This is a genomic window from Hafnia alvei (assembly GCF_964063325.1).
Lineage (GTDB): Bacteria > Pseudomonadota > Gammaproteobacteria > Enterobacterales > Enterobacteriaceae > Hafnia > Hafnia alvei_B.
Window position 1 is genome coordinate 2,032,334 of the sequence record NZ_OZ061315.1, and the last position, 14,183, is coordinate 2,046,516.

The 14,183-nt window shown below is 53.5% G+C and carries 13 protein-coding genes; 12 read left to right on the forward strand and 1 reads right to left on the reverse strand.

Going from position 1 to position 14,183, the window contains the following annotated elements; translation table 11 throughout:
* Positions 1–6 precede the first annotated feature (6 nt).
* Genes AB3Y96_RS09670 through eutR form a run of 12 tightly spaced genes read left to right on the forward strand, consistent with a single transcriptional unit; the run spans position 7 to position 12,731 of the window.
* On the forward strand, positions 7–1,434 hold the full coding sequence (locus tag AB3Y96_RS09670; protein ID WP_367299071.1) for an aldehyde dehydrogenase family protein: 1,428 nt from the start codon (positions 7–9) through the stop codon (positions 1,432–1,434).
* A gap of 11 nt (positions 1,435–1,445) precedes the next feature.
* The gene (gene eutJ, locus AB3Y96_RS09675) at positions 1,446–2,288 is read left to right on the forward strand and encodes an ethanolamine utilization protein EutJ (RefSeq protein WP_367299072.1); all 843 of its coding nucleotides are present in this window, start codon (positions 1,446–1,448) and stop codon (positions 2,286–2,288) included.
* The gene (locus tag AB3Y96_RS09680) at positions 2,281–3,495 is read left to right on the forward strand and encodes an iron-containing alcohol dehydrogenase (RefSeq protein ID WP_367299073.1); all 1,215 of its coding nucleotides are present in this window, start codon (positions 2,281–2,283) and stop codon (positions 3,493–3,495) included. Before eutJ ends, AB3Y96_RS09680 begins: the two co-directional genes overlap by 8 nt.
* A 34-nt stretch (positions 3,496–3,529) precedes the next feature.
* Complete coding sequence (gene eutH, locus AB3Y96_RS09685; protein WP_367299074.1) at positions 3,530–4,777, forward strand: ethanolamine utilization protein EutH; 1,248 nt, start codon at positions 3,530–3,532, stop codon at positions 4,775–4,777.
* A gap of 1 nt (position 4,778) precedes the next feature.
* Positions 4,779–6,191, forward strand: a complete 1,413-nt coding sequence (gene eutA / locus AB3Y96_RS09690) for an ethanolamine ammonia-lyase reactivating factor EutA (RefSeq protein WP_072307465.1) — start codon at positions 4,779–4,781, stop codon at positions 6,189–6,191.
* 12 nt (positions 6,192–6,203) lie between these two features.
* Positions 6,204–7,565, forward strand: a complete 1,362-nt coding sequence (locus AB3Y96_RS09695) for an ethanolamine ammonia-lyase subunit EutB (RefSeq protein ID WP_025801782.1) — start codon at positions 6,204–6,206, stop codon at positions 7,563–7,565.
* Between the two features lie 18 nt (positions 7,566–7,583).
* Positions 7,584–8,465 carry an ethanolamine ammonia-lyase subunit EutC gene (gene eutC / locus AB3Y96_RS09700; RefSeq protein WP_072307466.1) on the forward strand — a complete coding sequence of 294 codons (882 nt, stop codon included), beginning with the start codon at positions 7,584–7,586 and terminating at the stop codon, positions 8,463–8,465.
* A 12-nt stretch (positions 8,466–8,477) separates the two neighbouring features.
* The gene (gene eutL, locus AB3Y96_RS09705) at positions 8,478–9,137 is read left to right on the forward strand and encodes an ethanolamine utilization microcompartment protein EutL (RefSeq protein WP_072307467.1); all 660 of its coding nucleotides are present in this window, start codon (positions 8,478–8,480) and stop codon (positions 9,135–9,137) included.
* Positions 9,138–9,149: 12 nt separating this feature from the next.
* Entirely contained in the window at positions 9,150–9,716 is a 567-nt protein-coding gene (locus AB3Y96_RS09710) for a BMC domain-containing protein (protein ID WP_072307468.1), read from the forward strand.
* The gene (locus AB3Y96_RS09715; RefSeq protein WP_367299075.1) at positions 9,709–11,061 is read left to right on the forward strand and encodes a 4Fe-4S dicluster domain-containing protein; all 1,353 of its coding nucleotides are present in this window, start codon (positions 9,709–9,711) and stop codon (positions 11,059–11,061) included. The genes AB3Y96_RS09710 and AB3Y96_RS09715 overlap by 8 nt, the downstream gene beginning before the upstream one ends.
* 6 nt (positions 11,062–11,067) lie before the next feature.
* Positions 11,068–11,655 carry a BMC domain-containing protein gene (locus tag AB3Y96_RS09720; protein ID WP_367299076.1) on the forward strand — a complete coding sequence of 196 codons (588 nt, stop codon included), beginning with the start codon at positions 11,068–11,070 and terminating at the stop codon, positions 11,653–11,655.
* A gap of 26 nt (positions 11,656–11,681) precedes the next feature.
* Complete coding sequence (gene eutR, locus AB3Y96_RS09725; protein ID WP_072307471.1) at positions 11,682–12,731, forward strand: HTH-type transcriptional regulator EutR; 1,050 nt, start codon at positions 11,682–11,684, stop codon at positions 12,729–12,731.
* A 63-nt stretch (positions 12,732–12,794) separates the two neighbouring features.
* Here eutR and AB3Y96_RS09730 read toward each other — a convergent pair whose 3' ends face one another.
* Positions 12,795–14,117, reverse strand: a complete 1,323-nt coding sequence (locus AB3Y96_RS09730) for a hypothetical protein (protein ID WP_367299077.1) — start codon at positions 14,115–14,117, stop codon at positions 12,795–12,797.
* Between the last annotated feature and the right edge of the window lie 66 nt (positions 14,118–14,183).

Genomic DNA, 14,183 nt, shown 5'->3' on the forward strand with positions numbered 1-14,183 from the left:
GTGAACATGGATCAGAAAGAAATCGAACAAGTGGTGAAGGCGGTACTCGCTGGCATAGCGTCAGCTCCAGCGGTAACGGCTTCGGCACCTAAAACACCCGATACGCACGTGTACGGCGCAGGCGTTTTCGCCTCGCTGGACGACGCCGTTTCGGCTGCCAAAACGGCCGTTGCGGGTCTCAAAACCGTGAGTATGCGCAAGATCGCGGTGGATGCTATTCGCCACGCGGCGGAAAAACATGCTCAGGTATTGGCTGAAATGGCCGTGGCTGAAACGGGCATGGGACGCGTTGAAGATAAATTCGCTAAAAATGTGGCTCAGGCTCGCGGCACGCCGGGCGTGGAATGTTTAGCGCCGCAGGTGCTGACCGGAGATAACGGCTTAACGCTGATTGAAAATGCGCCGTGGGGCGTAGTGGCATCCGTCACACCGTCCACTAATCCGGCTGCAACGGTGATCAACAACGCCATCAGCATGATCTCTGCGGGGAACAGCGTGGTTTTTGCGCCGCATCCGGCGGCAAAAAAAGTCTCCCAGAAAACCATCTCGCTATTAAATGAAGCGGTGGTGGCCGCAGGTGGGCCAGCCAACCTGATGGTGACCGTCGCCAACCCAGACATTGATACCGCACAGCGCCTATTTAAATACCCAGGTATCGGTTTGTTAGTCGTGACCGGCGGCGAAGCCGTGGTGGAGTCGGCGCGTAAGCATACTAACAAGCGTTTGATCGCCGCAGGCGCGGGTAATCCACCGGTAGTCGTCGACGAAACGGCCGATATTCCTCGCGCGGCACGCGCTATCGTGCACGGCGCTTCTTTCGATAACAACATCATCTGCGCCGATGAAAAAGTGCTGATCGTCGTCGACAGCGTGGCCGACCAGCTGCTGGCTGAGATGAAGCTGCAACATGCGGTGTTACTGAGCTCGGCGCAGGTGGAACAGCTAATGCCTCTGCTGCTGAAAAATATCGATGAGCATGGCAAAGGAACGGTTTGTCGTGACTGGGTGGGCCGTGACGCCGCCAAAATTGCCGCGGCGATTGGGTTAGAAGTGGATGCTAAAACGCGCCTGCTGCTGGCCGAAACGTCGTCTTCACATCCTTTTGCCGTGACAGAAATGATGATGCCGGTACTGCCGGTGATCCGCGTGGGCAACGTCGAACAGGCGATTGCGCTGGCGGTGAAATTGGAAGGCGACTGCCATCACACGGCGGCGATGCATTCTCGCCACATTGAAAATCTCAACCAGATGGCCAATGCCATTGATACCAGCATTTTTGTCAAAAACGGGCCGTGCATCGCGGGGCTGGGGCTTGGCGGTGAAGGCTGGACGTCAATGACCATTACCACGCCAACCGGTGAGGGTGTGACTTCCGCCAGAACCTTTGTCCGTCTGCGCCGCTGCGTGCTGGTGGATACATTCCGCATCGTATAACGGAGGCGTCAATGACTCGAACCGCACAGGAATGGCTTCACCCGCGTTTGTTACGTGCCGCCGAATTGCAGCAAGGATCCGCCGCGCCAATTGAAACCAGCCAGCCACTTTGGCTAGGAATTGATTTGGGTACCTGCGACGTGGTGTCGATGGTGGTTGATGCAGACGTTGTTCCCGTCGCGGTGTGTTTGGACTGGGCGGATGTGGTGAGAGATGGCGTGGTGTGGGACTTTTTTGGCGCCGTCAATATCGTGCGCCAGCACTTAAACACCTTAGAGGCGCAGTTTGGTCGGCGTTTTGAATATGCTGCGACCTCATTTCCTCCGGGCACCGATCCGCGTATTTCCATCAATGTGCTGGAAGCCGCAGGGCTCAGCGTCACCAAGGTGTTAGATGAACCCACCGCCGTGGCGGACATGATGGGCCTAACCCGCGCGGCGGTGGTGGATATCGGTGGTGGAACCACCGGTATTGCCGTGGTGGCGCAGGGTAAGGTGGTTTACTCCGGCGATGAGGCCACCGGCGGCCACCACATTTCTCTTACGCTTGCGGGAAATCAACGAATTTCGTTAGAAGAGGCCGAGCAAATAAAGCGCGAGCGCGGCGCTGAGATCTGGCCCGCGGTGCGTCCGGTTTACGAAAAAATGGCGGATATCGTTGAGCTGCATCTGCAAGGTCACCGCGTGGATGAGCTCTGGCTCGCTGGCGGTTCTTGTATGCAGCCAGGGGTTAAGGCGCTATTTGAACAGCGCTTTCCGCAACATCAAATCCATCTGCCACCGCAGTCGATCTTTATGACGCCGCTGGCGATTGCCGCCTGCGGGATCAGCGAAGAGGAAGGGTGCCATGCATAACGCATCATTATGTGAAACGTCACCGGACGATTTAGTCCAGACCGCACTTTATCAGGCCTTGGACATGATGAATGCGCGTCAGGTGCGTGAGTTTGCAGTGCCTCCTTCCACCCTGATGGGGCCGGGGGCGGTTAGCCGTTGCGGTCAGTCTCTGGTGGATCGCGGCATTGAGCGTGTCTTTCTGATGGTTGACGGCGGTTTGCATCAGGCTGGAATGACGCAGGTTTTGCTGCGAAGTCTGGAGCAAAGCGGCGTGGCCTATGAAATTTGGGCCTGTCCGCCGGGTGAGCCTATTGATACCGATGTTAGCGCCGCGGTGGCACAACTATTACAGGTGCAGTGCGACGGCGTGATTGCTTTGGGCGGCGGCTCGGTGCTGGATGCGGCGAAGGCCGCTGCGCTACAGGCGGCCAATCCCTCGCTGAATTTTGCTGAGCTGACTCCGTCTTTGCGCCTTAAACGTCGCTTGCCGCTGATTGCCATTCCGACCACCGCCGGAACGGGCTCAGAGGCGACCAACGTTTCGGTCATTATCGCCATGCCCCAGCACCGTAAGCAGGTTTTGGTTCACGCGCTGCTCATTCCTGATATGGCCATTATTGATGCCTGTTTAACGCTGGGCGTGCCGTCGCACGTGACGGCCGCCACCGGTATTGATGCGCTGACTCACGCCATCGAGGCCTATGTTGCTACCAATGTAACAGGGCTGACCCGTGCGTTGGCACATCGTGCGATTACGCTAATTGGTCAGGCATTACCGCAGGCGGTTGGGCAGGGGCAAGATCTGGCTGCGCGTGAGTCGCTGATGATGGCGTCTTACATGGCGGGAATGGCGTTTTCTAACGCCGGTTTAGGCCTATGCCATGCCTGCGCGCATCAGATTGGCGCGGCGTATGGCATTGCGCACGGCGTGGCGAACGCCATCATGCTGCCGCAGGTGATGGATTTTAACCGCTTGGTATGCAAAAGAACGTTTGCCGAAATTGGTCATGCCCTGACGCGGGAAACCTGCGACGCGGCAGGCACCATTCGTGCAATCGCGCAGTTGATTGACGATGTGGGATTGGGCGGCAATCTGGCGAGCTATGGCGGGCAGGAATCTGACTATGCCGAATTCGCCCGTGCAGCATTACAAGACGTGTGCATTCAAAGTAATCCACGCACCGTCACTGAGGCTCAAATTTTGGCGCTGTATCGGGGCTCGTGAGCTGACTTAAACAGGCTTTGAAGGAGAACAGGCTATGGGCATTAACGAAATTATCATGTACATCATGATGATCTTCATGCTGATTGCGGCAGTGGATCGCATATTTACCCAGTTTGGCGGCTCGGAACAGATTTTAGGCAAAATCGGCCTTGGCTCGGTAGGAAAGAGTATTTCTGGCTCGGGTGGTCAATTCGAAGAAGGCTTTATGGCGATGGGGGCCTTGGGCTTAGCGATGGTGGGGATGACCGCGCTGGCGCCGGTGTTGGCGTATTTGCTGGGACCGATCATTATCCCTATTTATGAAATGCTGGGGGCGAATCCCTCCATGTTTGCAGGCACCTTGTTGGCCTGTGATATGGGCGGTTTCTTCCTTGCCAAAGAGCTGGCGGGCGGAGACATCGCTGCATGGCTTTACTCTGGCTTGATTCTCGGTTCCATGATGGGGCCAACCATCGTGTTCTCTATTCCCGTAGCGTTGGGGATTATTGAAAAATCAGATCGTCGTTATTTGGCGTTAGGTGTATTAGCAGGCATTGTCACCATCCCGATTGGCTGTATTGCGGGCGGCTTGGTAGCGATGTATTCCGGCGTGGAAGTGAACGGTCAGCCGGTGGTATTTACGCTTAGCCTGATCCTGATGAACATGATCCCCGTACTTATCGTGGCCGCGCTGGTCGCGCTGGGGCTGAAGCTGATCCCCGAAAAAATGATCAACGGTTTTCAGATTTTCGCCAAAATCTTGGTGGCGATTATCACCGTGGGGTTGGCCGCTGCGGTGGCTGAGTTTGCCGTTGGCTGGACGATCATTCCTGGGCTAGATCCTATCTTCATGAGCGAAGGCGATAAGCCCGGTCAGGTGATGCGCGCGATTGAAGTGATCGGCTCCATCTCCTGTGTTCTGCTCGGCGCCTACCCGATGGTATTGCTGCTAACCCGTTGGTTTGAAAAACCGTTAATGCGCGTGGGGGGTGTTCTGCGGATTAACAATATGGCCGCGGGTGGCATGGTCGCCACGCTGGCTAACAACATCCCGATGTTTGGCATGATGAAACAAATGGATGCGCGCGGCAAAGTGATCAACTGTGCGTTTGCGGTATCCGCCGCCTTTGCGCTGGGCGACCACCTCGGTTTTGCCGCGGCGAATATGCCTAGCATGATTTTCCCGATGATCGTCGGCAAGTTAGTTGGTGGGGTTACGGCTATCGGCGTCGCCATGATGTTAGTGCCGAAAGGGGAAGACGTCGCCGTTAACGCTGAGCAACCTGTGTCTGAGGAGGCCTAGCGTGAAAACTCTCGAACTGCTTAGCGTTGGTATTGATATTGGCACCACTACCACGCAGGTGATCTTCTCACGCCTGTCGTTGGTGAACCGTGCGTCCATTTCTCAGGTGCCTCGCTATGAGTTCGTGAAGCGCGAGATTATTTGGCAAAGCCCGGTGTTGTTTACACCGGTTGATTTTGCCGGTTTTCTGCGCGAAGAAGAGCTGCTGGCTCTGGTGCTCGCACAGTATCAGGCCGCAGGCATTGCGCCTGAAACCATCGACTCGGGCGCCATTATTATCACCGGTGAAACGGCCAAAACCCGTAATGCACGCCCGGCGATCGTGGCGCTTTCTCAACGGCTGGGGGATTTTGTGGTGGCCACTGCGGGGCCGCATTTAGAGTCGGTTATTGCCGGTTTTGGCTCGGGGGCACAGGCCTTATCCGAACAAAAAATGGCGCGGGTTTTAAACATTGATATCGGCGGCGGCACGGCGAACTATGTGCTGTTTGAAGCGGGACGGGTGATAAGCTCCGCCTGCTTAAACGTGGGTGGGCGGTTGATTGAAACCAGCCCCGACGGTCGCGTACTGCGTGCCCATCCGGCGGGGCAATGGATCGCGGATTCCCTGTTTGGCGCAGGGGTTAACGTGACAAGCCTGACGCGGGCACAGCTTGATCAGATTGCCGCACGCATGGCGCAGCTGCTGCTCGAAGTGTTCAATGGCGCACCTTCTCCGTTAGCTCAGCGGTTACTGATGACCGATGCGCTACCCGCCTGTGATTCTCTATACGCCTTAACGCTTTCGGGCGGGGTGGGCGAGTGTTTTCGCTCGAACGACAATAGTAATCCATTCCGGTTTGGCGATATCGGCCCGCTGTTGGCGCAGGCGATTCACCAAGAACCGGGATTTGCCGCGCTGCCGGTGCAGGTACCGAATCAAACCGTGCGAGCCACGGTGATCGGCGCGGGGGCGCATACGCTTTCCCTTTCTGGCAGCACTATCTGGCTGGATGGCTTATCTCTGCCTATTCGCAATATTCCGGTTGTTCATCCTGATGCGAGTCATGCGACCTCGCTGGTAGACGCGTGGTTGCAGGCGCTCACCCAAATGGATTTACAGCCCCAGCACGATCTCTATGCATTGGCGTTACCTACCGAGCTGCCGGTGAACTATGCCTCGGTACAGCACTGTATCGACGCCTTGCAGGAATTCAGCACTCGCTTTTCAAATCCGCATCCGCTGCTGGTCGTTGCCTGTCAGGATTTTGGCAAGGCTTTGGGCATGCTGCTGCGGCCGATGATGGCACAACGTCAGCTGGCGGTGATCGATGAAGTGATCACTCGAACCGGCGATTACATCGATATCGGCACACCGCTCTTTGGCGGCGCAGTGGTGCCGGTCACCGTCAAGTCACTGGCTTTTCCTTCTTAAGGGAATTTGTTTATGAAACTAAAAACACAGTTATTCGGTAAGTCGTATCAGTTCAAGGATGTGAAGCAGGTGTTGGCGAAGGCCAACGAACTGCGTTCGGGGGATGTGTTAGCTGGCGTGGTGGCGGAGAGTTCGCAAGAGCGCGTAGCGGCCAAGCAGGTGCTGTCAGAGATGACGATTGCGGATATCCGCATGAATCCGGTGATCCCTTATGAAGAAGACTGTGTCACGCGCATTATTCAAGATGACATCAATGAAACCGCCTATGCCCGAGTAAAAAACTGGAGCATTAGCGAGCTGCGCGAATACATTCTGGATGATGAAACCAGCGTGGATGACATCGCTTTTTTACGCAAAGGGATCAGCTCCGAAGTGGTTGCCGCCGTGGCGAAAATTTGCTCCAACGCCGATTTAATCTACGGTGCTAAAAAGATGCCGGTGATTAAGAAAGCCAATACCACCATTGGCATTCCCGGCACGTTTAGCGCACGTCTACAGCCGAACGATACGCGCGACGATGTGCAGAGCATTGTGGCGCAGATTTATGAAGGGCTCTCATTTGGACTGGGCGATGCGGTCATCGGGGTGAATCCGGTCACCGACGACGTCGATAACCTGAGCCGTGTGTTAGATACCATCTACGGCGTCATCGACAAATTTTCTATTCCGACCCAAGGCTGCGTGCTGGCGCATGTGACGACGCAAATCGAAGCGATCAAGCGTGGTGCGCCGGGTGGTCTGATTTTCCAAAGTATCTGCGGCAGTGAAAAAGGGCTGAAAGAGTTTGGCGTTGAGCTGGCGATGCTTGATGAAGCACGCGCAGTCGGTGCGGAATACAACCGAATTGCCGGTAGCAACTGTCTCTATTTTGAAACTGGCCAAGGCTCTGCGCTGTCGGCTGGGGCTAACTTCGGAGCCGATCAGGTCACGATGGAAGCGCGCAACTATGGCTTAGCGCATCACTACGATCCGTTCATTGTGAATACCGTGGTCGGCTTCATTGGGCCAGAGTATTTGTACAACGATCGCCAGATTATTCGCGCCGGTTTAGAAGACCATTTCATGGGCAAACTGAGCGGAATTTCTATGGGCTGCGACTGCTGCTACACCAACCATGCGGATGCCGATCAGAACCTGAACGAAAACCTGATGATCCTGCTGGCGACCGCCGGATGTAACTACATCATGGGGATGCCGTTGGGCGACGACATCATGCTCAACTACCAGACCACGGCATTCCACGACACGGCTACGGTGCGCCAGCTGTTGAACCTGCGTCCATCGCCGGAGTTTGAGCGCTGGCTCGAAACCATGGGGCTGATGGCGAATGGCCGTTTGACCGCGCGCGCCGGTGATCCGTCGCTCTTTTTCTGATTTCTGAGGTAAATCATCATGGATCAAAAGCAAATAGAAGAGATTGTGCGCAGCGTGATGTCACGTATGGCGCAGCCAGAAACCGCTGCGCAACCGACCGCAGCTGGAGTCGTCACGGGCGTGGAGAGCGGCGAATGTTGTGCTGTCGATCTCGGTTCTGACGAGGCTAAGCAGTGGATCGGGGTTAAGAACCCGCATCGCCTAGACGTGCTACAGGAGCTGCGGGCGAGCACCGCGGCCCGCGTATGTACTGGACGCGCTGGCCCTCGACCACGTACTCAGGCGCTGCTGCGTTTTTTGGCTGACCATTCGCGCTCCAAAGATACGGTATTGAAAGAAGTGCCGCCGGAGTGGGTACAAAAGCACGGGCTGTTGGAAGTGCAGTCGGAGATCAGCGACAAAAATCTGTATCTCACCCGTCCAGATATGGGACGACGTCTTAGCGCTAATGCCATTGAAACCTTGAAAACCCAGTGCAAAGCCAATCCCGATGTACAGGTGGTGATTTCTGATGGTTTATCAACCGATGCGATTACCGCTAACTATGACGAGATCCTTCCGCCGTTGCTGAAAGGGCTGGAGCAGGCGGGGATGAACGTCGGCACGCCGTTCTTTGTGCGCTATGGGCGCGTGAAAATAGAAGATCAGATTGGCGAGTTATTGGGCGCGAAAGTGGTGATTTTGCTGGTGGGAGAACGTCCAGGCCTGGGGCAGTCAGAAAGCCTTTCCTGTTATGCGGTCTATTCACCACGCATGGCTACCACGGTAGAGGCCGATCGTACCTGCATTTCAAATATCCATCGTGGCGGCACGCCTCCGGTAGAAGCAGCAGCGGTGATTGTGGATTTGGCCAAACGGATGCTGGAACAGAAAGCCTCCGGTATTTCGATGACTCGTTAAGGAGTAAGCACCATGCCAGCATTAGATTTGATTAAGCCGAGCGTCAAAGCGATGAGGGTGATTGCCGCGCTGCAGGAAGATTTCCACCGTGAGCTGAAGCTGCCGTCGCATATTCGCAGCCTTGGCCTGATTACCGTGGACTCCGACGATGTGGCTTATATTGCCGCCGATGAGGCCACTAAACAGGCTCAGGTCGAAGTCGTTTATGGCCGTTCTTTGTACGCCGGTGCCGCGCACTCGCCGTCACCCTCTTCGGGTGAGGTAATTATTATGCTCGGGGGGCCAAACCCAGCTGAAGTGCGCGCTGGTTTAGATGCGATGCAAGCCATGATCGAACAAGGGCCGGCCTTCCAATGGGCTAGCGATGCCGAAGACACGGCGTTTCTCGCGCATGTGGTCTCGCGCACCGGCTCTTATCTGTCTGGTTCTTCCGGCATTCGGTTAGGCGATCCGTTGGCGTATTTGGTTGCACCGCCGCTAGAAGCGACCTTTGGCATTGATGCGGCGCTGAAAGCCGCCGATGTGCAGCTGGTGACCTATGTTGCACCGCCGTCAGAAACTAACTATTCCGCCGCGTTTTTAAGCGGTAGTCAGGCGGCGTGTAAAGCGGCGTGTAATGCGTTTAGCGAAGCAGTATTGGAAATAGCACGCTGTCCTATTCAGCGCGCTTAACGGAGGACGGCCATGATCAACGCACTAGGATTACTGGAAGTGTCAGGTTTGGTGGCGGGCATTGACGCCGCCGACGCCATGCTGAAAGCGGCTCAGGTTCGGGTCCTCAATCATGAAGTGGTTGATCCGGGTCTGGTGACGCTGGTGATTGAAGGCGATCTGGCGGCCTGTCGTGCGGCATTGGACGCCGGTGCGGCGGCAGCCAGCCGAACCGGTATGGTGATTAGTCGCAAAGAGATTGGCCGCCCCGATCCTGATACTGAATGGTTAATTTTAGGGCTGAGAGGTTTAGCGCCAAAACCGTCTCCTACGCCTGAAGCTGCGCCCGCGCCTGAAATAGCACAGCCAGCGCTGACGGAAACCGAGACTTCAGACGATGAAATTGCGGTAACGCAAGTATGGCTAGCGGAGATCGCCAGCCATGCCCAAGGTATGACGGCGGGCGAAATGGCGGCTCGCTTTCAACTGAGCTTGAAGCAGACCAGACATACGTTAGAAACGCTGTTGCGGGAAGGCAAACTGCGTAAGCGGGGCAGCCGCTATCGTATAAAAGTGGCGAAGGAGGAGGGGCATGAATAACCCGAGCCAAATACGCATGGCGCTAACGCCTGAGGAGATCCGTACTCGGGTAGCAGCGGCGGGTGTGGTGGGATCGGGCGGTGCTGGCTTTCCGACTCACGTGAAACTTCAGGCGCAGGCGGAGATTTATTTAGTCAACGCCGCCGAATGTGAGCCGCTGTTGCAGGTCGATCAGCAGCTGGCTGCTCAGTCGGCGGCTCGCTTGCTGCGTGGGCTGCAGTATGCCATGTGTGCCACGGGTGCCACCGAGGGCATAGTTGCGATTAAGCGTAAATATCATGTCGCCATAGAGGCGCTAACGCCGCTGCTGACAGCCGGAATTCGGCTGCATATTTTACCGGATGTCTATCCTGCGGGAGATGAAGTGATCACCATTTGGCTGGCGACCGGACGGCGCGTTCCCCCTGCGTCGCTGCCGCTGTCGGTTGGCGTGGTGGTGAACAATGTGCAAACGCTGCTGAACGTTGCCGCAGCGGTGGAAACACAAACGCCGGTGACTCAACGCACCTTAACCATTAACGGCGCGGTGGCTGAACCGATGACGCTCACGCTGCCGCTGGGGACTTCATTGCGCGAGGCGCTGGCGCTGGCCGGCGGTGCAACCGTCGCCAATCCTGCCTTTATCAACGGCGGCCCGATGATGGGACGCTTGTTGGCATCGTTGGATGAACCGATCACGAAAACGACCGGCGGACTGCTGGTTCTGCCAAGCGATCATCTGTTGATTGAACGTCGAATGCGCAGTGAGCGGACGGTGCTCAATCAAGCGAAAACGGTGTGTGAACAGTGTGGCATGTGCACCGAATTGTGCCCTAGACATCTGATGGGGCATGAACTGCCGCCGCATTTGATTGTGCGTTCGGTGAGCTATGGTCAGCTCTCTTCACTTTCTTCTGTGACGGCGGCGTTAACCTGCTCCGAGTGTGGCGTGTGCGAGGCGTGGTCGTGTCCGGTAGAGATCTCCCCGATGCGAATTAATCAATTGCTGAAGGCGGAGCTGCGTGCCAAGGGCGTTCGTTATCAAGGTGAACTAGGCCCAGTTTCGCCGATGGCAGAGTATCGACTGCTGCCGGTTAAACGGCTGGTGGCGCGTTTGGGATTGGCGCCCTTCATGCATAAAGCGCCGATGCAAGAGACGACGTGGCAGCCTCATCGGGTCGGGCTGACGCTTAATCAGCACATTGGCGCGCCAGCCACGCCTTGTGTCGAGATCGGACAGCGTATCACGCAGGGTGAGTGCATTGCGCAGATGCAGAACGGTGCTTTGGGCGCAGCGCTACACGCCAGTATTTCCGGCGTGGTTAGCCAAGTGGGATCATGCAGTATCACGTTGGTGAGGGAGTAGCGAGTTATGGTGTCGCAGAGCAGGATTATCACTGGGGTTAAGACCTATAACGCTATCGGGATGGTTGAGCTGTCGAGCATCGCTAAGGGGATGCAGGTGACAGACTTCATGCTGAAAAGCGCCAACGTCGGTTTGCTAATGGCCAAGACCGTTTGCCCCGGCAAATATGTGGTGATGGTGGGAGGGGACGTTGCTGCCGTGACGCAGGCGATAAGTACCGGCGAGCAGCAGGGCGGCACGCTGTTGGTTGACAGTTTTTTGCTGGCCAACGTGCACCCTGACGTCCTGCCCGCTATCAGCGGCGTGACCGATATGCCCGATAAGCAGGCGGTGGGCGTTATAGAAACCTTCAGCGTAGCGGCCTGTATCGAAGCGGCTGATTGTGCGGTTAAAACCGCAAACATCACACTAATTCGCTTGCATATGGCGTACGGTATTGGCGGGAAATGTTATGTGGTGATGAGCGGCGATGTGGCTGGCGTTACTACGGCTACGCAGGCGGCAAGTGAATCAGCAGGAGAAAAAGGCGCGCTGGTATACAGCATGGTGGTGCCTAACCCACATCCAGAATTCTGGCAGCAACTGGTGAGTTAACGCGTGGTTGCCGTCGAGGAGCGCATATGAAAAAGAAGCCAGATCGTAATTTGCATCATCTTTTTTCGGGGGATATCGACCCTGTAAACAGTAAACCGCTGGTTGAGCGTGAAAATGTTCATCAGCGCGAGTCGCAAGATGTGTATGAACACGCCTGTACCATCACGGCATGGCAGCAACTTTATGATCAGCTCCGCCCCGGCAAGTTTAAAGGCGAACTCACCGAAATCTTGTTCGACGGCGTGCAGATTTTCCGCGAGTACACCAACCTGACGCTGCGTCAATCTTGCATGGTGTGGCCGAATGCGTTCTGGTTTGGCATTCCTGATGTGCGCGGTGAGCACGGTTTTATCGGCTCACAGCCGTTGGATTCGCAAGAAATTGCGGTACGTCCTGGAGGTAAAGAGTTTGAGCTTAGTACGCCAGATGATTACACCATTCTTGGCGTGGTGGTTTCGTACGATGTGTTGTTTAGCCACGCCTCGTCGCTCATCGATCCCGACCGATTATTGCAACTGCTTAACAATAACCCCGCGCTCGAAGTCAATGCGTATCAAAAAGAAGCGCTGTGGTATTTCATTAATCAGGCGTTATCGCACGGCAGCGTTGATCCTGAATCGATGCAGCAGGCAAACGTGCGTAAGGTGTTATGCCACAACCTACTTACTGCGATGACCCACTTACTGGAAGGCGCACAGCCAGTTTCAACTCGCCAAGTTTATAGCCGAATTAACTACCAGCACTTAGTTTCACAGGCGCGGGAATATTTGCTGAGCCAAACGTCTGAACCGGTGACGGTGCTCGATTTATGCCGTGAATTACACGTCAGCCGCCGAACGCTGCAAAACGGATTTCATCAGGTGCTGGGCATTGGGCCGAATGCATGGCTAAAAGCACTGCGCCTGAACGCGGTACGCCGCGAACTGGTCAGCCCATATTCTGAGTGCCATACCGTGAAGGATGCCGCCATGCAGTGGGGTTTTTGGCATTTAAGCCAGTTTGCTACTGACTATCAGCGCCTGTTTAACGAGAAGCCTTCGGCTTCGTTAGCGGCGCGTGGGGCGAGGTTTATTTAGGTCTTAAAGCATTTATATAACAATCAGTACAGCATTATTATTTCGCTGTACTGATTTTGAGGGCTACGCATTCTTTAATTGGGATTTAAAAACGGCGAGCTGATACGGGCAATCACTACCATTTCCAGTAGCTTCAGGAAGAAGCCAAGGCGATTTTGTGCAATTTATGTGATCATTAATCTTATCTTTGAGAAGACAAAATGAGTACATAGGACATTCAGAATTAAAGGTTGGCTCGTTTGTTATGGTGTCTCCGTTATAGTGCAACATCGTATAATGTGTACTAGCTTGCAGGATTTGCCATCCTTGAGAATTTTTAAATGTAGCATTATCTTCACCAATAATAAAATTGCTATCACCTTCAAATTCATTATTTACACAAACAATGCATCCTCCTGAACTTTCAATAAGTTCTCTTAGCTTTTCCTTATGGTTTCTTTTATTAATGCTTTCTATAAAATCCAATTCAGGATAGTTTTTTATCTTTCGATTTTGAATGTTTTTCTTAATGGTTTTGAATAATGATTTTATAAAATTGCCATGAATAGGATCATCGTAAGGAAATCCAGTTTGGATCTGAGCTACGATTCTATCTACCCACTCCTCCTGCTGAGAAATCAATGAGATAAAGTTATTATTTAAAATATTATCGATGTTAGATTTATTTTTGATGTTTTGCAATATATACAAAAAAGCAGCGTGTGGGGCGATATGCTGAGTACAGACCAGTATTAATTTAATAAATTGTGTTTCATCTAAAAATTCTGCATAGTGATTTTTAAGCGATTGTCCAAATTTATAAGGTATAGACGCTATACCATCATCAGGGTTTTTCATTCCTATTTTTAATCTATAAGCCTTTTCTAGTTCGTATGCCGCGCTCTCCAAAAAATCAGACAGTCCAAATTGAAGGTTATATTTATTTCCATCAATATAACCTTCAAATATTACAGGCTTAAGCAGTTTCTCAAGTCTAGCGACATCAGACTCGTTATCGTTGGATGCAGATAATGTAATCTCTGGCAGTTGTTTGAAAGTAATATTTTTTTTACCACTATACTGATTTTTTGTTTTGAAAAAGAATTTTAAATTCCCATGAGCATATAATGCTCTGTCACGAGATTCTAAATCACTATTTTTATCAACGAAGTTTCTTGTGTTATGCCAAATTGATATGAGCGAATCACAGTGCCAAAGGCCTGAGGCACACGAGATGTTTTGCAAATGGTGAATGTACTCATGAAAAAGCACGGCAGTTTCTTCATCACTAAAACAATCTAGCGTTTTTTCAGTATCTAATTGAGTAGTATGTAGTTTCTTAATAAACAGTCTAAAGTAAAACTTATTGTATGAGCCAGCGGTTTCTGAAAAATAAATATTTTCCATGATAATTATCCTTGCTTATTATTCTCTGTGTAGTTCCAAAGATTGAATGGTTAGACCATTATAATA

Coding starts and splice junctions, on each gene's coding strand:
- eutR (WP_072307471.1), top strand. CDS start 11,682: ATGAAAAAGAAGCCAGATCGTAATTTGCATCATCTTTTTTCGGGGGAT.
- AB3Y96_RS09720 (WP_367299076.1), top strand. CDS start 11,068: ATGGTGTCGCAGAGCAGGATTATCACTGGGGTTAAGACCTATAACGCT.
- eutH (WP_367299074.1), top strand. CDS start 3,530: ATGGGCATTAACGAAATTATCATGTACATCATGATGATCTTCATGCTG.
- AB3Y96_RS09715 (WP_367299075.1), top strand. CDS start 9,709: ATGAATAACCCGAGCCAAATACGCATGGCGCTAACGCCTGAGGAGATC.
- eutJ (WP_367299072.1), top strand. CDS start 1,446: ATGACTCGAACCGCACAGGAATGGCTTCACCCGCGTTTGTTACGTGCC.
- AB3Y96_RS09670 (WP_367299071.1), top strand. CDS start 7: ATGGATCAGAAAGAAATCGAACAAGTGGTGAAGGCGGTACTCGCTGGC.
- AB3Y96_RS09730 (WP_367299077.1), bottom strand. CDS start 14,117: ATGGAAAATATTTATTTTTCAGAAACCGCTGGCTCATACAATAAGTTT.
- AB3Y96_RS09695 (WP_025801782.1), top strand. CDS start 6,204: ATGAAACTAAAAACACAGTTATTCGGTAAGTCGTATCAGTTCAAGGAT.
- AB3Y96_RS09680 (WP_367299073.1), top strand. CDS start 2,281: ATGCATAACGCATCATTATGTGAAACGTCACCGGACGATTTAGTCCAG.
- AB3Y96_RS09710 (WP_072307468.1), top strand. CDS start 9,150: ATGATCAACGCACTAGGATTACTGGAAGTGTCAGGTTTGGTGGCGGGC.
- eutL (WP_072307467.1), top strand. CDS start 8,478: ATGCCAGCATTAGATTTGATTAAGCCGAGCGTCAAAGCGATGAGGGTG.
- eutC (WP_072307466.1), top strand. CDS start 7,584: ATGGATCAAAAGCAAATAGAAGAGATTGTGCGCAGCGTGATGTCACGT.